We start from the raw sequence: 19049 nt of genomic DNA, 5'->3' as shown, positions 1-19049 counted from the left end.
GACATAGGACAATTTGCCACACCTTGCGCACCTTGAAAATCTACGTTGACCATAAGAAGAACGCCGCCACTATTGCCTTTAAGTCTCCCCCTCGCCCTCTTCGCTGTCGGGCGCCCCCTGTTAGGTCAGCTAGACATGTGCGCAGCAACACCCTCTCCCTCAAACCTTCCCCGGGAAGCAGACGGACATGACGTCCGCCCTTCCGATATCGCGGTAGGTGTGATCATCGGGCGCTCGTCCGAATTCTTCGACTTCTTCGTCTTCGCGATCGCTTCCGTCATCGTGTTCCCGCAAAGGTATTTTTCCTTTGCAGATCCTTTGACTGCGACGCTTTGGTCATTCGCGGTCTTCGCCTTGGCCTTCCTTGCCCGCCCGCTGGGTACGGCATTCTTCACCGTCATCGACCGTAACTACGGCAAGAACACCAAGCTGACGCTGTCGCTGCTGATTCTCGGCACCGCAACCGTCGGCATGGGTCTGATCCCGTCCTACGACCAGATCGGCGCTGCCTCGATTGCCGTACTATGCCTGCTGCGAATCGCGCAGGGTTTCGCCCTTGGTGGTGCATGGGACGGTCTTCCCGCCCTTCTGAACATGAACGCGCCCGAGAATCGTCGCGGTCTTTATGTCATGGCCCCGCAGCTTGGTGCTCCGGTCGGTCTGATCGTCGCCAGTCTGCTGTTCGCCTATCTGCTGGCGAACATGTCGCAGGCCGACTTCCTGAACTGGGGCTGGCGCTATCCGTTCTTCGTGGCTTTCGCGATCAACGTCGTGGCGCTGTTCGCCCGTCTGCGTATCGTGGTGACTCCGGAATATTCGCAAGCCTTCGAGGATCACGAGCTGGAGCCGACCAGCTTCCGCGCGGCTTTTGCCAATGACGGTCGCACGATTCTGGCCGGCGCATTCGTTCCGCTGGCAAGCTTTGCGCTGTTCCACATGGTGACCGTGTTCCCGCTGTCGTGGATCTACCTTTACACCAACGAGACCCTGACCAGCTTCCTGTTGATCGAGGCCCTTGCCGCAGCATTCGGTTTTGTCGCCATCATCCTTTCGGGTGTGATCGCCGATCGCATCGGCCACCGCAAATTGCTGCTCCGCTGCGCCGTCGCCATCGCGATCTTCAGCCTTGTCGCGCCGCTTCTGCTGGGCAGCAACCAGTTCGGTGAAGCGATCTACATGATTGTCGGCTTCATCATCCTTGGTCTGAGCTTCGGTCAAAGCTCGGGCGCGGTCGCATCGCTGTTCGAGGCGCGCCGCCGTTATACCGGCTCGGCCATCGTATCGGATCTGGCATGGCTGTTCGGTGCGGGCTTTGCTCCGCTGGCCGCGCTGGCACTGTCATCGTGGCTGGGTCTGCCGGCGGCCGGTCTTTACCTGTTGTCCGGTGCGCTTTGCACCATGGCTGCACTGTGGTTCGCCCGTCAGCTACGTCTGCGCTGAACCTGCTTACTTGCTGAAACTAACGCCCGGTGTGAAAGCACCGGGCGTTTTCCATTGAAATTGGCGGCAGCCTGAATTATCTAGCCAAATAGCTAGCCAGTTAAGGAAAATCATATGTGGACCCTTCAGGACGCCAAGAACAGATTTTCTGCCGTGGTCGAGGCAGCACTTGCAGGCGAGCCGCAAGCTGTTACGCGACGTGGCAAACCGGCAGTCGTGGTCCTCTCGGCCGCCGAATATGACCGGATGCGCGCCGCCGCTGCCGAGAATCGCGGATCGTTCATCACCCATCTGCTGAATTTTCCGGGCGACGCCCCTGCGCCGCGCGCCGCGGTTCGCGCCCGCGAGGTTCAATTCTAGCCGATGCTCATTCTTGACACGAATGTGCTATCCGCCTTGCGCCGACCGGAACGTAGCCCCGAAGTTACGGCTTGGCTGACCCGACAGGATGAAACCAAGCTGTACCTCTCGGTGGTTACCTTGGGCGAGATCGAGCGGGGAATCACCCGACAAGAGCAGATAAATCCCCCCTTCGCCCGCGACCTTCGGGATTGGCTGAACAGGACCGTCACATTGTTTTCGGACCGGTTGCTGGCCTTCGGCCCGACCGAGGCGCGAATCTGGGGAAAACTCTCGGCCCAGATCGGCCATGACGGTGCCGATCTGCTGATTGCAGCGACCGCCTTGGCAAATGACGCTACGGTCGTAACGGGCAATGTGTCCGATTTCAGGCCCAGCGGATGCAAGATTATCGACCCTTTTCCCGAACAATCGTCCTGAAATTGCACGTCCTGCATTGCGCCTGTTCCGCAACACACCGGCCTCAAAGAACAGCGTCGGCGCTATCCGTCTAACCGCGACAAGCATATGCTTATTTTGTCCGACCCCCTTATTCCCCGGGGCTGGCATGAATACAAATATGCCCTCATTCGCGGCTGGAGATGCGTCATGGCACCGGTATTCATCAACCTGATCGTGTTCGTGGGACTGTTGCTGGTAGCGCACCGCCTGCAAGAGCGCGATCTTTCACTTTCAACCAGAGTTTTCATCGCACTGATCATCGGGACGCTGTTCGGCGTCGCCTTGCAGATGATTTATGGCACCGGAGCCTCGGCGATCACCGAAACGATCAACTGGACCAATATCGTCGGCAACGGCTATGTCCAGCTATTGCAGATGATCGTCATGCCGTTGGTTCTGGTCGCTATCCTTAGCGCCGTTTCGAAACTGCATGACGCCTCGGCATTGGGGAAAATCTCGTTTCTGACACTGGGGACGCTGCTTTTTACCACTGCAATTGCTGCACTGGTCGGTGTCATCATGGTGCTCAGCTTTGGCCTGACCGCCGAGGGGCTAGCCCATGGCGCGGTAGAAAGCGCCCGACTCGAGGCATTGCAAACCAATTACGCACCCAAGGTCGCCGATCTGACCGTTCCGCAACTGATCCTGTCCTTCATTCCGAAGAATCCGTTCGCGGAAATGACCGGAGCAAACCCGACCTCGATCATCTCGGTCGTGATCTTCGCGGCGTTTCTGGGCGCCGCAGCGATCCGTCTGGTCAAACGCGATCCGGAAAAGGGCCACCGCCTGATCGCCTTCATCGACCTGATGCAGGGCTGGATCACCCAACTTGTCCGCCTGATCATGGCACTGACGCCTTACGGGGTCATGGCGTTAATGGCGAAAGTCGCGGCGACTTCGAATTCAGCCGACATCCTGAACCTCGGAAAATTCGTCATCGCATCCTATGTCGGCATCGCGATCATGTTCGCGGTTCACGCCCTGCTGTTGACCTTGACCGGAGTGAACCCGCTGACGTACTTCCGCAAGGTTCTGCCCGCGCTCAGCTTCGCCTTTTCCAGCCGGTCCAGCGCCGCATCAATTCCGCTCAATGTCGAGATCCAGACCCGCCGCCTTGGAGTGCCCACGACCATTGCTTCCTTTGCGGCATCCTTCGGGGCCACGATCGGACAGAACGGTTGCGCCGGACTTTATCCCGCGATGCTGGCGATGATGGTTGCGCCGACCATGGGGATCAACCCGCTTGATCCGACATGGATCGCGACCTTGGTCGCCATCGTAACGCTCAGTTCCGCCGGAGTTGCAGGCGTTGGCGGCGGCGCGACGATGGCTGCACTAATCGTTCTGCCCGCAATGGGCCTGCCCGTCACATTGGTCGCCCTGCTCATTTCCGTCGAACCTCTGATCGACATGGGCCGTACCGCACTGAACGTGAACGGATCAATGACCGCAGGTACGATCACCTCCCAGATCCTCGGCCAGACGGATCGCGCGATCATGGACAGCGAAACTGCGGGTGAACTGCAAAACGCCTGACAAAGGAAAACCCCCGGTGGATCACGCCACCGGGGGTAACTTCCGCAATCAGCCCCGACGCAGTTGGTCCAGCAGGGCCGCGCTGGGTTCTCCGGTCACCGGCAAACCACGCGAGCTTTGATAGGACCGGATTGCCGAGATGGTGTTCGAGCCGACATTGCCATCGACGCCATTCGTATCAAATCCACGCGCGGTCAGCAGGCGCTGCATTTCCTTGCGCTGCTCGAGCCGCAGACCGGGTGCATCGGCCGGCCATGGATTTGCCAGACCCGGATAGCCCTTGATCCGGTCCGCAAGCAGCGACACCGCCAGCGCATAGCTGTCGGCATTGTTGTAGCGAAGGATCGCATGGAAGTTGCGGGTAATCAGGAAAGCCGCGCCCGAAGGTCCACCGGGGATCAGCAGTTCGGTCGAAGTGCCAGCGGGCGGCAAAGGGCGCGAGGTCGCCTGACGCACGCCCAACGACTGCCATTCCGCAACCGAGCGTCGTTTGCCCTTGCCTGCCAGACCCGTATTGAACCCTGCGGGCAATTTGACCTCGACGGCCGCGGGCAGACCATGCTGCCAGCCCGATTTCGCCAGGTAGTTGGCAGTCGATGCCAGCGAGTCCGTCGGGTCGTTCGACCAGATATCGCGGCGGCCATCCCCCGTAAAATCAACGGCATAGGATAGATATGTGGTCGGGATGAACTGGGTATGCCCCATTGCGCCGGCCCAGCTTCCGGTCATATGGGCCGGATCGATATCGCCGGCCTGCAGAATGCGAAGCGCGGCCATCAGCTGGCTGCGGAAGAAACTGCCGCGATAGCCTTCGTAGCTGAGAGTGGACAGCGCCTCGATCAGCGGCAGGTCACCGCGACGTTCGCCGTAAGTGGACTCCATGCCCCAGACGGCTGTCACCACCTCTTTATCGACGCCGAAACTGGCTTCGACCCTGCTCAGCGGCGCGTTATATTGCGACAGCGCGGCGCGGCCATTGGTCTGACGCTTCTCGGAAACCGCGTTTTCCAGATATTCCCACAGAGATTTCTTGAACTCGGCCTGATTCTGGCTACGTCGGACCACCTCGGGGTTGTAAACCACGTCGCGGAACGCGAATTGCAGCGTCGCATCGCTGATGCCTTGCGAGCGGGCCTGCCCTTTGAACCCTTCGACCCAGGCATTCATCCCGGCGACTTTGGCTGCGGGCGGATTCTGGTTCCGACCCCATTTTATTTCCTGACTCTGCTGCGCCACACCACCTCGACCCGGTGCGTAGCTGCCGCCGCCGCACGAGGCCAGCACCAGTGCCAAAGCCGCAAAACTGACCGTATGCCTGAATGAAAACCGCATCGCTGCCCCCGTTTGTTTTCAGGAATCCTAACGCGACGGGGCTAAGGTCGAAAGCCCAAATGCAATCTTGCTTGTCGCTACTTGCGGTTGAGCCGCCTAAACGGTCTGATCCAGATCCAATGCCTCGCGAGCGCGGTCGGCGCCCTCAAGGACAACTTCGCGCATGGCCGCGTCAGCCGCATCGGGATCACGCGAGGCAATCGCACTCGCGATCCGCAGATGTTGCGAGGCACAACGCGAGATCCCCTCGGGGCTAAGTGCCGGCGAGGATATCTGGAACGAGACCGCCAGCGCCGCCTCGATCAAGGTGGTCACCGACCGCATGAAAGGATTGCGCGACATCACGGCAATGGCGATGTGGAAATTCAGATCCTCTTGCGCGACCGATTCACGGCTGTGCTGCGGGTTGTCGATCCGCGCGACGATACTGAACAGATTGACGATTTCCTCGGCGGTCGCATTCAGCGCGGCAAGTCGGGCCGCCGCTGGCTCGAACGCCAGACGCATATCGCGCAGATGATCGACAAATTCGGCATCCATCCCGCCCAGCATCTTCCACGAGATCACATCGGAATCGACGAAATTCCAGCTATCGCGCGGATTGACCCGTGTCCCGACCCGAGACTTGGCACGAACCAGCCCCTTAGCCGCCAAGGTCTTCATCGCCTCGCGCAGCACGCTGCGGGACACGCCGAACCGTTCGAGCAATTGCTGATCGCCCGGCAGAGTCGAGTTTTCGGGAAACTCGCCCGAAACGATGGCACGCCCCAGTTCATCAACTACTCTGGCATGGCTGGAGCGTGGCTGGTTCCCGAACATGCGCTGGCGTAACACCCCCATCGTCATTCTCCGGCAGCCGAGCGCATTGCCGCGCGGCGTTCCGAGATCAGCAGGATCAGGCGTTGCAACACAATAAAGGCGAACAGCAAAAGCCCGACGACGATCTTGGTCCACCATGACGACAGCGTGCCGTCAAAGACGATATAAGTCTGGATCAACCCTTGGATCAGCACACCGAACAAAGTTCCCAGAACCAGACCGGAGCCTCCGGTCAACAGCGTGCCTCCGACGACCACAGCGGCGATCGCATCCAGTTCCACGCCCACAGTCGCCAGTGAATAGCCCGCCGACGTGTACAGCGTATAAGCCAAACCAGCCAAACCCGCCATAAAGCCCGAAAAGGCGTAAAGCTGGATCATCGTACGGCGTAGCGGCACACCCATCAGTTCGGCAGATTGCTCCGATCCGCCAAGCGCATAGACATTCGCGCCAAAACGCGTGCGATGGGCAAGAACCACCCCAAGAGCAAAGGCCAGCAGCATGACAATCGCCAGGAAGCTCAGCTTTCCTTTGTCCGGAAGCTGGATGAAAAGACCCTTGAGCGTTTTCAGGAACTCGTGGCTGATCGGCACGGAATCCGTCGAAATCAGGAATGCCGCCCCGCGCGCCAGAAACATCCCCGCCAGCGTCACAACAAAAGCGGGCATCTTCAACGCATGGATGGTCAGCCCCATCAATGCCCCGAAGCCGGTCGAGACGATCAGGGCAAGACCAAAGGCCAGTGCCGGATGGACCCCTGCGCGGATCAGGACTGCCACGAAGACCGAAGTAAAGGCGATCACCGATCCGACGGATAGATCAATGCCTCCGGACAGGATCACGAAGGTCATTCCGACAGCGGCAATACCAAGAAATGCATTGTCCGTCAGCAAGTTACCAACCACACGGAACGAAAGCATATTCGGAAACTGCAACGCGCAAAGCCCGTAGGCGATCAGAAAGATCAAAACCGTGGCGACAAAGGGAAGATTACGCGCGCGGATCATTTTTGTGCCCCTTTCCGGCGCAGAAAGTCGCGCAGCATCGTCAGTTCATCCGCCACGGCGGGTGATTGCAGCGTCAGGATCGTCACAATGACGACGGCCTTGACGATCAGGTTGAACTCAGGCGGCCAACCCGACATCAGAATGCCGGTGTTCAAAGCCTGAATGATCAGGGCCCCGATCAACGATGCCGTGATCGAGAACCGCCCTCCGGCAAGCGAGGTGCCTCCGATCACGACGGCCAGAATTGCGTCCAGTTCCAGCCACAGGCCCGCATTATTCGCGTCTGCCCCGTGAATATCCGCGGTGACAATCATGCCCGCCATCGCGGCACAAAGACCGGAAATGGCGTAGGTCGCCAAGATCAGGAACCGCGCCCTCACCCCCACCAGCATCGAGGCACGGCGGTTGATCCCTACGGCCTCGATCAGCAGGCCAAGCGCCGAGCGGCGCACCAGCAGCCCGACGGCCAGTCCCATTGCCAGCCAAATCAGGATCGGCATCGGGATTCCCAGAACCGCGCCCGATCCGATGAAGGAAAAGGCCGGATCGTTGAAGGTCAGGATCACGCCTCCGGTGATCAGCTGGGCAATACCGCGCCCCGCCACCATCAGGATCAGTGTCGCGATGATCGGCTGGATATCGAGAAAGGCGACCAGAACGCCGTTCCAGATCCCGCAAAGCAGCCCCAGCGCCAAGGATACCGCCAAAACAACGGGTACCGAATGGCCGTCGGCGACCAATGTTGCAGCGACGGCGCCGGTGATCGCCATGACCGCGCCAACCGACAGGTCGATGCCCTTGGTCGCGATCACCAGCGTCATACCTATTGCCAACAGCGCGACCGGAGCAACGCGCACCCCGACATCGATCAGGCTACCATACAGACGGCCATTCTGCACCGTGACCGAAAAGAAGCCCGGAGAAATCAGCCCGACCATGACAAGCACCACGGCCAATGCCAGAAGCTGGGGTCGAAGTTGACGGAATTTCTTCATGCGGCCTCTCCGGGCACGGCCATGGCTTCGACGATCGCCTCGGCGGTGATTTCTGCGCCCTTCAACTCGCGGACGTGATGGCGATCGGACAAGACGATGACGCGGGTGGAAAAGGCGACCAATTCCTCGATCTCGGAAGAGATGACGACCAAGGCCATGCCTTCGGCGCGCAGCTTGCCGATCAGATTGATGATTTCCGCATGAGCGCCGATATCGATGCCGCGTGTCGGCTCGTCCAGGATCAGCAGGCGGGGTTCGGTGGCAAGCCAGCGGGCAAGGATCGCCTTTTGCTGGTTGCCGCCGGACAGGAACTTGATCGGACGATCCGGATCGGGCGGGCGAATATCCAGCGCTTGGATATACTGCGTGGCCAAGGCATCCGCCTCGCGCCGTGGGATCGGACGCGCCCATCCACGCGTTGCCTGCAAGGCCAGCACGATATTCTGCCGCACGGAAAGATCACCGACAATGCCGTCGGATTTCCGTTCTTCGGGGCACATGCCAAAGCCATGTGCAATGGCTTCTTCGGGGGAATGCAGGCTGACGGGATGATCATCGACGGTCGCCTGCCCGCTATCGGGACGGTCGATGCCGAACAGCAACCGCGCCGTCTCGGTCCGGCCCGAGCCGAGCAGCCCCGCGATACCGACGACCTCTCCGGGCCGGATCGCCAGATCGAAGGGCGCGATGGAGCCGCGCTTGCCATAATTCTCGAATTTGAAGGCGGCGGCGGTATCGGGTTCGGTCGCATCGGGATCGCGATGGCCGGTTGCCTCGGCCAACTCGCGGCCCAACATCATCGAGACGAGATCGCGGCGCGGCAATTCGGATATCGCCCGACTGCCAACCATGCGCCCGTTGCGCAGCACCGTGACGCGGTCGGCGATCTGATAAACCTGATCCAGAAAATGGGTGATAATGACAATGCCAAGCCCTTGCTGGCGCAATTGGTGCAATACGTCGAACAGCGACTGCACCTCGCGGGCGTCAAGACTGGCGGTCGGCTCGTCAAGGAACAGAACCTTGCCAGACAAATCGACAGCACGGGCAATGGCGATGATCTGGCGCACGGCAACAGGGTAATGTGCAAGTGTCTCATCGGGATCGGCGGTCACATGATATCGTGCCAACAACTCATGAGCATCGGCCCGCATCCGACGACGATCCGTCAACCCCATCCAGCGTGGCTGACGGCCCAGATAAAGGTTTTCGGCCACAGTCAGGTTATCCAGCAGGTTAACCTCTTGGTAAACCGTGCCGATGCCCAGATTTTGCGCCTCGGCCACGGACCGAGGTTCGACCTCGGCACCCGCAAGGTGCATCTGGCCCGCATCGCGGCGGTACGCACCGGTCAGGATCTTGACCAAGGTGGACTTGCCCGCCCCGTTTTCGCCCAGAAGGGCGTGAATCTCTCCGGCACGCAGGGTGAAGTCCACGCCGTCCAGCACCTTTACGCCGAAGAACGACTTGTCGATTCCCTGCGCTGAAAGCAGCGCATCATGTGTCATCTAAATTGCCCCAGAAGGCGGAAGGTCGGGCGGAGGTTATGGCCCTCCGCCCGAAGGCACTCAGTAGCCCAGATCCTTTTTGGATTCGTAGACGCCCTTGGGGTCGTCCGCCTGCGTGAACAGCTTCGACTCGGTCTGGATCCATTTCGGCGGCACAGTGCCGTCCGCCTTGAACTTCTCCAGCACGTCAAAGGCGGGACCAGCCATGTTCGGGGTCAGTTCGACCGTGGCGTTGGCCTCACCTTCGGCCATGGCAAGGAAGATGTCCGGCACGGCGTCGATCGAGACGACCTTGATGTCGGTGCCGGGCTTCAGGCCCGCTTCCTTGATCGCCTGAATTGCGCCAACGGCCATGTCGTCGTTATGGGCGTAAACCGCGCAGATATCCTTGCCGCCATTTTCGGCTTTGATGAAGCTTTCCATCACTTCCTTACCCTTGGTGCGGGTAAAGTCGCCGGTCTGGCTGCGTGCGATGGAGATATTGGCGTGACCGGCGATGGCCTCCTCGAAGCCCTTCTTGCGGTTGATCGCGGGAGACGAGCCGGTCGTACCCTGCAACTCGACCACTTTGCAGGCCTTGTCGCCGATATCCTTGACCAGCCACTCGCCTGCAACCTTGCCCTCATAGACCTGATCCGAGGTGACTGCAGTCAGATACAGATCTTCCGGAGCGTCGATCTGGCGGTCCAGCAGCACCACCGGAATTTCGGCTTCCTTGGCCTCGGCCAGCACGTCATCCCAGCCGGTCGCCACGACCGGAGCGATCAGGATCGCGTCCACGCCCTGCGCGATAAAGCCGCGCACGGCCTTGATCTGGTTTTCCTGCTTTTGCTGCGCATCGGCAAATTTCAGATCGATGCCGCGTTCCTTGGCCTGCTGCTGGGTCACAGTGGTTTCCGCAGCGCGCCAGCCCGATTCAGAGCCGATCTGCGAAAAGCCAACCGTCATGTCGGCAGCAAAGGCCGCGCCGGACAGCATCAGGCAGGCGACCGAACTGGCCGCCAGAAGCTTGCGTTTCATGATTTATCTCTCCCTGCAAAGGTCCTCCAACCTTCCAGAGAATCGATAAAGTATGATTTTTGGTCCGTCAACAACGCTGAACAGGCCCTCTACCGCTGGCTGACGGGCATATTAATCTGATGAAATCGTCATCAGCCGATCTGGAACGGCCATGTCGGACGCGGACGATGCAAATTGGGCAATGCCAGCAAGTCTTGCGACACCGCGCCATCGGTCAGGGCCATTACCTGAGCCATCGGCAATTGCCGAAGATCAGGGGACAGGTAGCCTGACTTCACCACCAGAAGATCCGCGCCTTGGGGATCAAGGCCCAGCACCTCGAAATCGGCCAGATCATGGAATGGCCTGCGCCGCTCGGTCAGAATCAGCGATATGCCCCCCAAGGTCAGAACCGCACCGGCCTCGGTGTAGCGCACCGCATCAGGTCGCACTTCCAACGTCGGGCCGCCGCCGCCCAGTTCCGAACCGACCAAGATCCGGTCCGCTCCGTCACGCAGCGCCTGAACCGCCTTGGGCGCCGCTATTCCGGCGATGATCGCGTGACGATCACGGTCCCATCCCCGCGCGATCAAAGCCGCAAGGACATCGGCCCTGTCCCCCACCGCACCAGCCGTAGGATTGTCGCCGCTATCGGCCAGAATTGTCGGGCGGTCCAATCCATCCAGAAGAATATCCAGCGCCGCAGAAGGCATGTCCGGCCTAAGCTCGGCCCGCCTATCCCAATAGGATTGCGCAATTTCGGCGGCGGCCGCCTCGCCGGCGGCGCGGTCGGTGCAGGTGACGACCGCCGCCGCCGTGGCACGGGGGCTGTCCGCCCAGACATATCCGATCATCAGATTGGCATCGGTAATACCGGAGCGGGCATCGAAAAGGGGCAATGATGCGTAAAGGCTGGCGCATGGCTCGACAAAGGTCGACGACATCTCGCCCGAGACAAGCAGCGGAATAGGCTTGCGCACGACACAGGGGCGCGGGCCGCCGCGTAGCGTCGTGAGCAGCATTCCGGCCGCGCGGGCGCGGGTCTGGCGCTGGTCTATATGGGGGGCCGTACGGAATGCGGCAAATCCGTCAACGGTATCGGCGATGCGTTGGGTAGTCTGGCCATGCAGATCCCAACTCGACGAGATCACTGCCCTTGGGCCAACCACTGAACGGACGCGGGTGACAAAGACGCCCTCGGGATCTTCGACGCCCGGCACGAAATAGGCCCCGTGCATGATCAGCAGCACACCGTCCAGCGGCATTGCCGCACGTAGCCTTGAACAAAATTCGTCGCATTGCGCGGCGAACAGATCGGGTGACACTGGCCCACCCGGAATCGAGCGGTCATGAAAGATCGGTATGGCCTCGATTCCGTCCCAATCGGGGCCGACTCCGGCCATGTCCAGCAGTGCCTGTCCCTCGGTGCGGGTAAAATCGCGCGCGACCTGAAGCAGCGGCGAATAGGTCGAGCATTCGGTATGGATACCGCCGATGGCAACACGCATTTCAGTTCCTATAGCTGAGGCATAAGACGGGACAGCGCGACAAATCTTTGCCAATCCTTCGCAGAGCGAGCCGTCCAGCCGGATTCCGCAATGGCCGACAGGCGAGGAAACACCATTGCGTTCCAACGCTCGCGCGAGTCCAGCATCTCGGACCAGACACCCGCCTGAATGCCGACCAACCGCCCCACCGCATCGTCGGGCAACCCGTCCGAGGCATCAAAACCGTAGGTCTTTTCGGGCGGCACGATCCCGCCCCAAGTCAGACCGATCGCATCCCATCCCTCGACCTGAGCCATATCGAGGTAATAGGCCTGTCCCGGCGTTGCGATGACATCATAACCCGCGCGCATCAACTCGGCGGTTTTTTCGACCGAGCGCCATGCAAACAGCAGCGTGCCTTCCGGATCAACCCCGCCCTCATCCGCACATTCGTCCCAACCGGCCAGCCTCCGACCGCGTTCGGCCAGCATCTGCTGCATCCGGCGCATGAACAGGGCCTGCAACTGATGTGTCACACCCTCGCCCGTCAGTCCGTGGACCTTGGCCAGTGCCATGGCAGCGGGACTTTGCTGCCATGAATGGGCGTCGACCTCGTCCCCGCCGACATGGATGAAGCGGCTAGGGAAAATCGCGCAAATGGCGTCGAAAACCTGCCCGAGCACGTCATAGACCGCAGGTATGGCCGGATTTACCGCGTTGTTCGGATAGCCTTGGATCGACCGATAGCTGTCGGGTCGTTCGTCCGGATCGGCCAGTTCCGGCATCGCCGTCAACAACGAAACCAGATGACCGGGCGTGTCGATTTCCGGCATGACCTCGATTCCCAACAAGGCGGCATGGGCGACCAGTTCCCGCGCCTCGGCCACAGAGTAATGGCCCGCCTGCCCCGATGGCGGATCGGCATATTGCGGCAACAAGGGCAGCCCCGCCCCGCGCCGCGCGCCAATCTGCGTCAGTTGTGGAAGCGCGGGGATCTCGATCCGCCAACCTTCGTCATCCGTCAGATGCCAGTGCAGTCGGTTCATCCGGTGCCATGCCAGAATATCGACGGCACGGCGGACGTCTTCGATGGGACGAAAGTTTCGGGCCACATCCATATGCATCCCGCGCCAGCCAAAGCGCGGTTCGTCCTGAATATAACCCCGCAAGGGTTCCCGAAAACGGGCATCGGAGAATGCGCCATGAACGATCTGCGCCAATGCCACCAGCCCGTGGCGACGCCCCGCCGCGTCCGAATGATAAAGCTCGATCACGTCGGGCGTAAACGTCAAGCGATAGCCTTCGGGGGCAATGTCAGAGGCGTGCAAAAGAACGACTTGCCGTCCTTGCCCTGACAGGATCGAGGGGGCCATCGGGAAAAGCCTGCGATGCAGCGCCGCGACGTCCATAACCTCGGCCAATGGGGCCAATCCGGTTGCAGGCCCCCATTCCTCGATCCCGATATGCTGGGGCCAAGGCAGCAGGGCCAAGGCTTGATCTATCCTGCCCTCGGGCAAAGGCGGGACCGAACCACGGGGAAGATCCGCAGGTGGTTCAAGATCACCCAACAATATTACCGTTTCGCCATCGCCAGTATCGATCCATGCCGACATGACCCCCTGCGAACGATTGCGGGGCGGGTGGGTCAGGGCCATGATCTCGATCTGCCAGAATGCGCCCGCTTCGATCCGCAGATCCTGCGGCGCGGTCAGGCGGTGATAGTTCCCGAAGCGGCGTTCCAATGCAGCGCCGTGGATCGTGGCACCTTGCGCGATCCGCGTCATCGAGGACAGGCACAACGCCAAGGGCGCAACCGCATGTTCCCCATGATTCCTTATCCGCAGCAGGAACATGCCGCCTTTGCTTTGTTTGTCACCGTCAGGCGACCATGCCTGCTCTAGCGACAGCGTCATGTCGGCCAGGCCAACAATTGAAGGTCATCGTCCAAGGCGACCAGATCGCGGATCGGCGTGCCCTTAGCCACAGCAAGTTGCGGCAAATGCATTGCCTGACGCGGAAGATCGGTTGTCATGGCAATCGCGCGCTCCAGCGGCAGGCCAGTCATGGCAATCAACCGGCGCATCGATTCCAGCATGTCGATATGCGCGCCCGCCAATGATCCCTGCGCATTGACCAAAGCACCGTCCTGCACATGGATATCCATACCATAAAGCGTGAAATGATCCGGCCCGCCAACGGTCGGCATCGCGTCCGAAACAAGAAAACAGCGATCCGGACGCGGGCGGGCATTCAGCGCAACCGCCAGCATCTCGGGCGAGACGTGGATGCCGTCTGCGATCAATCCGCACCAACCGTCCGACAGAATGGCGGCGGCGATCACCCCCGGCTGGCGCGAGGTCATCTGTGGCATCGCGTTGTAAAGATGGGTGAACATGCAGATGCCGTTCGCCATAGCAGTGCGGGTTTCGTCGGCACTCGCCATCGTGTGGCCAGCAGAAAGAACAACCCCCATGGCCGCTGCCTCGCGCAGCAAGGCCGGATCAGCAAGTTCCGGAGCGAGAGTCAGCAAGACCGGCACGTCCGCCGCACGAAGCTTGCGCAAAACATCCATGGTGCGCTGATCCAGCGGACGGATGAAACGCGCATCATGCGTGCCACGGCGTTCCAGCGCGATATGGGGCCCCTCGATATGGATGCCTGCCACGCCGGATTGCCCCATCGCCGCGATTACCGCATCGGAAGCGGCGTCCAGTACCTCGGGGGCATCGGTAATCACGGTAGGAAGGATTTGCGCGGTCCCCAACCGGTGATGGGCCGCTGCGATTGCCGCGATCCCCTCGGGCGTTGGGTCGGCGTTGAAAAGCACACCGCCGCCGCCATTCACCTGCAAATCGGTACAGCCGGGCATCAGAAACCCGACCGTCAGATCCGGAATGTCCTGCCCAAGAGGCCGCAAGGCCGTGACACGCCCCGCTTCGACGTCGATTGCCAGACCTTCGGCCATCCCTCCGTTCGTCCATAGGCGTTCGGCGGCGATCAGCATGTTTCCTCGGGATAATAAGCCATAAGAGTCTGCTCGACATGCGCTTGCAGGATGGCACGGGCCGGAGGCAGTTCCAGACGGGACGCACGTTCCAAAGTCGCGATCGGAAGGTATTGCAGCAGTACCGGCTGCGGGATCGGGCCTGCATCCAGCGCGGCACACAGGTTTTTCACCTCGGCCTCGGCGCGAGGCCAATAATACCGGATGCGATCAGCATAGCCGAAATGACGCAGCATATGCAGGGTGACCGGATCGCCGTGATAATGCCCCTGCCAGTATTGCGGAGCGTCCAGCATCAACCGTTCCAGCGTTTTCGAGATATGCGGCGTGCCATCAATCCAGCCCTGCACATGGGACAGCGCATAAAGCGCCTCGCGCCATGCGAATGTCAGGGCGGGGCCGACTTTCAAGATGCCAAAATTGCGATGGGTCAGATCGGCATAGACCTCGGGCCGCTGATAATCGGTCGAGTGCGCCTCGAAGCACAACCGTTCATTATGGCCCAGAACCGCGCTGAGATGATCGGGTTGCGACGTATCGAAGCGATGCACGCTTGCTGGCGCAAACTCCAACCCCGGTTGAACGACCAGCCCGCGGACACGTTTCCAAGCGGCCGATGCTCCGGCTTCGGCAAAGGCTTCCTCATGCGCCGCAAGGGTCGCGCGTGCCCGTTCCGGAGGCGTGGGGCTGATCCCTTCGTCATCGTGGCGGGCCCCGCCGGGTGGGGGAACTTCCGTGCCGACGATATAGACCAACAATTCGGGATCAGGAGCGGAAGCCTCGGCTACCGCCGCCAGTCGCGCCGCGCGAGAGGCCGCCACAGCATCGCCGACCTGCGCTGCCTCGCCAAGACAACCCTCGGAACAGTCCAGATGGATCTTGGTAAAGCCCGCACGCACATAGGCTGCGATCATCTCCTCGGCATGGGTCATGGCGGCGTCGGCAGCAAGACCGCGCCATGCCTGCGGACCCAGATGATCGCCACCAAGGATCAGCGGCACGTCCTCTAGCCCATGAGTAATCGCGATATCATGGACGAATGTCGTGAAATCGGCGGGCGTCATTCCGGTATACCCGCCGAACTGGTTCACCTGGTTCGAAGTGGCCTCGATCAGGGCCGGCATTGCATGATCGCGGGCTTGCCGTAGCCCAGCCGCAATGACATCGGGATGGGCCGAACAGACCGAGGGAATGGCAGGCCCCATCTCTTTGCGCAAGGCGCGGATCATCGGGGTCAGAAGATCGGTCATGCTTTGCCCACCTGTGCCATCAGCGCCGCACCGCGCGCGCCGGAACTGTCGCCATGTTTCGCCACGACGATACGCGGCAAACGCACCTGCCCCAACCGCAGCTTTTCAAGCGCCAACGTCAGACGCCGGGGCAAGCCGGGGATATTCGACAATCCTCCGCCCAGCACGATAACTTCAGGGTCCAGCATCAGTTGCGCGGAATAAAGCATCTCACCGGTCAGATCGGCCCAGATCTCCATCACCCGTGCGGCATCGGCATCGATCTTGGCGCTGGCCGCGACATTGACCGGATCGGTATCGGACAGACCCGCCCATTCCGCGATGCGCCGCAGCCCTGTACCCGAGACATAATTTTCATTGCAGCCATCGCGCCCGCAACCGCAAGGCCAGATCGGCAGGCCATGACGAGCAAGCGCGCGGGCGGGCATGCCCAGATGCCCTATCTCGACCGCTAGTCCGGCATATCGCGGCGTAATCGCACCGTTGATCACCAACCCCGCACCTACTCCGGTCCCGAGGATCAGACCCAGCACGGAATCCGCCCCATCCCCTGCGCCGCCATGCGCCTCGGAAAAAGCGAAGGCCATACAATCGTTCAGCAAGGGCAGATCGCGACCAAGCGCCGCGCCGAGTTCCCTACCCAAATTCCGACCGGAGACCGGTATGTTCGAGGCCGTCGCAATACCAGTTTGCGGGTCGATCAGTCCTGCAATCGAGATGGCAACCGGAAGCGAGGAATCACCTGACGCATCTTCTAGCCAGCGGATCTGATTGACCAATGCATTCAGGAAATTGTCAAAACCATCCTGTGGCGTGGGCACACGTCGGGTTTCTTGCGTCCGCATCTGTTCGTCGAACAGACGAGCTTCGATCTTCGTGCCGCCGAGGTCGATGGCACCGCTGATCATGCTTCCCATCCATATAGCTTCACGCCCGACACGACGCGGGTCAGGTTCCGTCCGGCAAATGGATCGTCCACCGGCAGACCCAACGCTTCGGACCAGCGATGCGCCATGACCTGAGCGGGAAGCACAAATAACGCCGGATCAGCCGGCGTTCCGGTCGGCGTCAGGTCGATATCGCATCCGGAACCGATGGTGACGACAGACGCCGCCGGAAATTGACGCCGGATTTCGCTTGCCAGATCAAGGTCGTAACGCGCCACCTGCTGATCGGGCGAGATCATGACAAAAACCGCCGTTCCGTCATCCACTGCAGCTTTCGGACCATGCCGGAATCCCAGACTGCTATCCCATTGCGTGATCGTGCGACCCGCGGTCAGTTCCAGCACTTTCAATGCCGATTCCCGAGCAATTCCGGTCAACGCTCCCGAGCCCAGAAAGATCGCGCGTGTCGGAGGACGGTCATCGATGCTCCAGAGTTGTGGCAGCAAAGTCTCGGCAGCGGCGGCAAGGCGCGGCAGGACCGCGACCGGATCGAATGACGGATCAAGGCAAGCAAGCGCGCTCAGATACATTGTCGTGAAGCTTGAGGTCATGGCAAAGCCGCGATCATGCGTCGCCTCGGGCAGGATCAGGGCGCGGGTTTCACCCGGTCCGGGGCCCTTGCGCTGCCCCAATGTGCTGGTCGCGTTGCATGTGATGTTCAGGCGGTCGATATCGGGGCGGTGCGCGTCCAACATGTCCAGTAGGCCCACCGATTCCGAACTGTCGCCACTGCGGCCGAATTGCAGGGACAGGATCGGTCCATTGGCGCCAAAGGCCAGATCCGGCGCGGCAACCAGATCCGTGGTCGGCCATGCCTTCAACTTGCCGCCCAACTGGCGAGTCAGAACCTCGCCGAGATAGGCCGAAGTACCAGCCCCCGACAGCCAGATTTCACGCGGCGCCCGCATCGCAATCCAGTTCCGGATTTCCTCGGATTGAGCGGCAAGCAGAGCGGCCCAGTCGCGCCAGATCTCGGGCTGAGCGTTGATTTCCTCGGCAGTGAAAGTCGTCATGATCTGTCCTTGAGGTCTGTGCCTGTCACGTCTGCCACGATCAACCGGACCGTGGCCGCTTCAAGCGCCGCCCGGATCTCGGTCGAAGGCATCCGGTCGGTGATCAGGATTGCCACCCGCGACAGACCGCAAATGCGATGCAGGCGCGAGCCGCGAAACTTGGTATGGTCGGCCAAGACGATGACACGGGACGCTGCCTCGACCATGGCGCGGGTGACATGGGCCTCATCCTCGGAATAGGTCGAAAGCCCGCCCTCGGGGTCGATGCTGTCCGCGCCCATGACGAACGTGTCAAAATTCATCCCCGCAAGGCTCGATTCAGCCAGCCTTCCCGTCAGCGAGCCGGTCGAGGGACGAATCACCCCTCCGGTCAGCATCACGGTATGGCGGTCGTTGCGCATCGCGTGTTGCGCCACCATCAGCCCCGAGGTCATCACCGTCATCGCCGGATGATCGTCGCTGTTGCCCAGCAGTTCCGCGACGATCTCGACGGTCGAGCCGTTGTCGATCAGCAGCGCCCGGTCATCGGCCAGCAGGTCAAGCGCGGCGCTGGCGATGCGGCGCTTGGCCTCCGGATTGGCGAGGCGGCGGTCGGCGGCCTGCGGATGCACCGCCGCGCCCGCGCTTTGTGCTGCAAGAGCAAGAGCCAGTTCGATGCGGAAATCGGCCAGTCCCGCAAAACCCAGACTGCGGCAGAAACGGATCAGCGTTGGCTCCGATGTGCCCAGCCTTGCGCAGATCTCGCGAGAGGTCATGCGGATGAATTCGGACGGATCCTCGGCCACGAATGCGGCAATCGTGCGCAGTTTCGCGGGCATCATCTCGCGCGCCGACAAGACAGCTGCCCAAAGCGCAGCACCTTGAAGCGGCTTGTCGTCATGCGCCTGCTGCATCCCGCCCCCAGTAATTTT

General features: G+C 61.0%; 17 protein-coding genes. 4 read left to right on the top strand and 13 right to left on the bottom strand.

Going from position 1 to position 19049, the window contains the following annotated elements; all coding sequences use genetic code 11:
• The first annotated feature begins 135 nt into the window (after positions 1-135).
• The 4 genes from GL286_RS04510 to GL286_RS04495 all read left to right on the top strand — a co-directional run bounded on the left by GL286_RS04510 (position 136) and on the right by GL286_RS04495 (position 3777).
• Positions 136-1440, top strand: a complete 1305-nt coding sequence (locus GL286_RS04510; RefSeq protein ID WP_155094314.1) for an MFS transporter — start codon at positions 136-138, stop codon at positions 1438-1440.
• Positions 1441-1554: 114 nt separating this feature from the next.
• Positions 1555-1800, top strand: coding sequence for a type II toxin-antitoxin system Phd/YefM family antitoxin (locus GL286_RS04505; RefSeq protein ID WP_155094313.1), 246 nt, complete (start codon positions 1555-1557; stop codon positions 1798-1800).
• A 3-nt stretch (positions 1801-1803) separates the two neighbouring features.
• Positions 1804-2220: a type II toxin-antitoxin system VapC family toxin gene (locus GL286_RS04500; protein ID WP_155094312.1), complete on the top strand. Its 417-nt coding sequence runs from the start codon at positions 1804-1806 to the stop codon at positions 2218-2220.
• Between the two features lie 168 nt (positions 2221-2388).
• A complete protein-coding gene (locus tag GL286_RS04495) occupies positions 2389-3777 on the top strand; it encodes an L-cystine transporter (RefSeq protein WP_155094311.1) in 1389 nt (462 codons plus the stop codon).
• Between the two features lie 48 nt (positions 3778-3825).
• Here the strand turns inward: GL286_RS04495 and GL286_RS04490 are convergent, their stop codons facing one another.
• The 13 genes from GL286_RS04490 to GL286_RS04430 form a co-directional block, all read right to left on the bottom strand.
• Positions 3826-5109, bottom strand: coding sequence for a lytic murein transglycosylase (locus GL286_RS04490; protein WP_155094310.1), 1284 nt, complete (start codon positions 5107-5109; stop codon positions 3826-3828).
• 96 nt (positions 5110-5205) lie between these two features.
• Positions 5206-5949, bottom strand: a complete 744-nt coding sequence (locus GL286_RS04485) for a FadR/GntR family transcriptional regulator (RefSeq protein WP_155094309.1) — start codon at positions 5947-5949, stop codon at positions 5206-5208.
• A gap of 2 nt (positions 5950-5951) precedes the next feature.
• The gene (yjfF, locus tag GL286_RS04480; protein WP_155094308.1) at positions 5952-6935 is read right to left on the bottom strand and encodes a galactofuranose ABC transporter, permease protein YjfF; all 984 of its coding nucleotides are present in this window, start codon (positions 6933-6935) and stop codon (positions 5952-5954) included.
• On the bottom strand, positions 6932-7930 hold the full coding sequence (locus GL286_RS04475; RefSeq protein ID WP_155094307.1) for an ABC transporter permease: 999 nt from the start codon (positions 7928-7930) through the stop codon (positions 6932-6934). Before GL286_RS04475 ends, yjfF begins: the two co-directional genes overlap by 4 nt.
• Complete coding sequence (locus GL286_RS04470) at positions 7927-9438, bottom strand: sugar ABC transporter ATP-binding protein (protein WP_155094306.1); 1512 nt, start codon at positions 9436-9438, stop codon at positions 7927-7929. The genes GL286_RS04475 and GL286_RS04470 overlap by 4 nt, the downstream gene beginning before the upstream one ends.
• A gap of 60 nt (positions 9439-9498) precedes the next feature.
• Positions 9499-10458 carry a galactofuranose ABC transporter, galactofuranose-binding protein YtfQ gene (ytfQ, locus tag GL286_RS04465; RefSeq protein ID WP_155094305.1) on the bottom strand — a complete coding sequence of 320 codons (960 nt, stop codon included), beginning with the start codon at positions 10456-10458 and terminating at the stop codon, positions 9499-9501.
• A 131-nt stretch (positions 10459-10589) separates the two neighbouring features.
• On the bottom strand, positions 10590-11945 hold the full coding sequence (locus GL286_RS04460) for a M81 family metallopeptidase (RefSeq protein ID WP_155094304.1): 1356 nt from the start codon (positions 11943-11945) through the stop codon (positions 10590-10592).
• Between the two features lie 8 nt (positions 11946-11953).
• Positions 11954-13837 carry a beta-N-acetylhexosaminidase gene (locus GL286_RS04455; protein ID WP_155094303.1) on the bottom strand — a complete coding sequence of 628 codons (1884 nt, stop codon included), beginning with the start codon at positions 13835-13837 and terminating at the stop codon, positions 11954-11956.
• The gene (locus GL286_RS04450) at positions 13834-14928 is read right to left on the bottom strand and encodes an N-acetylglucosamine-6-phosphate deacetylase (protein ID WP_155094302.1); all 1095 of its coding nucleotides are present in this window, start codon (positions 14926-14928) and stop codon (positions 13834-13836) included. The genes GL286_RS04455 and GL286_RS04450 overlap by 4 nt, the downstream gene beginning before the upstream one ends.
• Positions 14922-16178 (bottom strand): class II D-tagatose-bisphosphate aldolase non-catalytic subunit, encoded by a 1257-nt coding sequence (locus GL286_RS04445; protein ID WP_155094301.1) that lies wholly within the window; start codon positions 16176-16178, stop codon positions 14922-14924. The genes GL286_RS04450 and GL286_RS04445 overlap by 7 nt, the downstream gene beginning before the upstream one ends.
• Positions 16175-17086: an ROK family protein gene (locus GL286_RS04440; RefSeq protein ID WP_246184820.1), complete on the bottom strand. Its 912-nt coding sequence runs from the start codon at positions 17084-17086 to the stop codon at positions 16175-16177. Before GL286_RS04440 ends, GL286_RS04445 begins: the two co-directional genes overlap by 4 nt.
• Positions 17083-18138: an AgaS family sugar isomerase gene (locus GL286_RS04435; protein WP_155094299.1), complete on the bottom strand. Its 1056-nt coding sequence runs from the start codon at positions 18136-18138 to the stop codon at positions 17083-17085. Before GL286_RS04435 ends, GL286_RS04440 begins: the two co-directional genes overlap by 4 nt.
• Positions 18135-19031, bottom strand: coding sequence for a DeoR/GlpR family DNA-binding transcription regulator (locus GL286_RS04430; protein ID WP_155094298.1), 897 nt, complete (start codon positions 19029-19031; stop codon positions 18135-18137). Before GL286_RS04430 ends, GL286_RS04435 begins: the two co-directional genes overlap by 4 nt.
• Between the last annotated feature and the right edge of the window lie 18 nt (positions 19032-19049).

Source organism: Paracoccus aestuariivivens, assembly GCF_009711225.1.
Lineage (GTDB): Bacteria > Pseudomonadota > Alphaproteobacteria > Rhodobacterales > Rhodobacteraceae > Paracoccus > Paracoccus aestuariivivens.
The sequence above is the reverse complement of the archived record's forward strand: the minus strand, read 5'-3'. Positions and strand labels throughout refer to the sequence as shown.

What these genes read in the sequence shown, in the direction of transcription:
- GL286_RS04510 (WP_155094314.1), top strand. Translation starts at nt 136, where the DNA reads ATGTGCGCAGCAACACCCTCTCCCTCAAACCTTCCCCGGGAAGCAGAC.
- GL286_RS04505 (WP_155094313.1), top strand. Translation starts at nt 1,555, where the DNA reads ATGTGGACCCTTCAGGACGCCAAGAACAGATTTTCTGCCGTGGTCGAG.
- GL286_RS04500 (WP_155094312.1), top strand. Translation starts at nt 1,804, where the DNA reads ATGCTCATTCTTGACACGAATGTGCTATCCGCCTTGCGCCGACCGGAA.
- GL286_RS04495 (WP_155094311.1), top strand. Translation starts at nt 2,389, where the DNA reads ATGGCACCGGTATTCATCAACCTGATCGTGTTCGTGGGACTGTTGCTG.
- GL286_RS04490 (WP_155094310.1), bottom strand. Translation starts at nt 5,109, where the DNA reads ATGCGGTTTTCATTCAGGCATACGGTCAGTTTTGCGGCTTTGGCACTG.
- GL286_RS04485 (WP_155094309.1), bottom strand. Translation starts at nt 5,949, where the DNA reads ATGGGGGTGTTACGCCAGCGCATGTTCGGGAACCAGCCACGCTCCAGC.
- yjfF (WP_155094308.1), bottom strand. Translation starts at nt 6,935, where the DNA reads ATGATCCGCGCGCGTAATCTTCCCTTTGTCGCCACGGTTTTGATCTTT.
- GL286_RS04475 (WP_155094307.1), bottom strand. Translation starts at nt 7,930, where the DNA reads ATGAAGAAATTCCGTCAACTTCGACCCCAGCTTCTGGCATTGGCCGTG.
- GL286_RS04470 (WP_155094306.1), bottom strand. Translation starts at nt 9,438, where the DNA reads ATGACACATGATGCGCTGCTTTCAGCGCAGGGAATCGACAAGTCGTTC.
- ytfQ (WP_155094305.1), bottom strand. Translation starts at nt 10,458, where the DNA reads ATGAAACGCAAGCTTCTGGCGGCCAGTTCGGTCGCCTGCCTGATGCTG.
- GL286_RS04460 (WP_155094304.1), bottom strand. Translation starts at nt 11,945, where the DNA reads ATGCGTGTTGCCATCGGCGGTATCCATACCGAATGCTCGACCTATTCG.
- GL286_RS04455 (WP_155094303.1), bottom strand. Translation starts at nt 13,837, where the DNA reads ATGACGCTGTCGCTAGAGCAGGCATGGTCGCCTGACGGTGACAAACAA.
- GL286_RS04450 (WP_155094302.1), bottom strand. Translation starts at nt 14,928, where the DNA reads ATGCTGATCGCCGCCGAACGCCTATGGACGAACGGAGGGATGGCCGAA.
- GL286_RS04445 (WP_155094301.1), bottom strand. Translation starts at nt 16,178, where the DNA reads ATGACCGATCTTCTGACCCCGATGATCCGCGCCTTGCGCAAAGAGATG.
- GL286_RS04440 (WP_246184820.1), bottom strand. Translation starts at nt 17,086, where the DNA reads ATGATCAGCGGTGCCATCGACCTCGGCGGCACGAAGATCGAAGCTCGT.
- GL286_RS04435 (WP_155094299.1), bottom strand. Translation starts at nt 18,138, where the DNA reads ATGACGACTTTCACTGCCGAGGAAATCAACGCTCAGCCCGAGATCTGG.
- GL286_RS04430 (WP_155094298.1), bottom strand. Translation starts at nt 19,031, where the DNA reads ATGCAGCAGGCGCATGACGACAAGCCGCTTCAAGGTGCTGCGCTTTGG.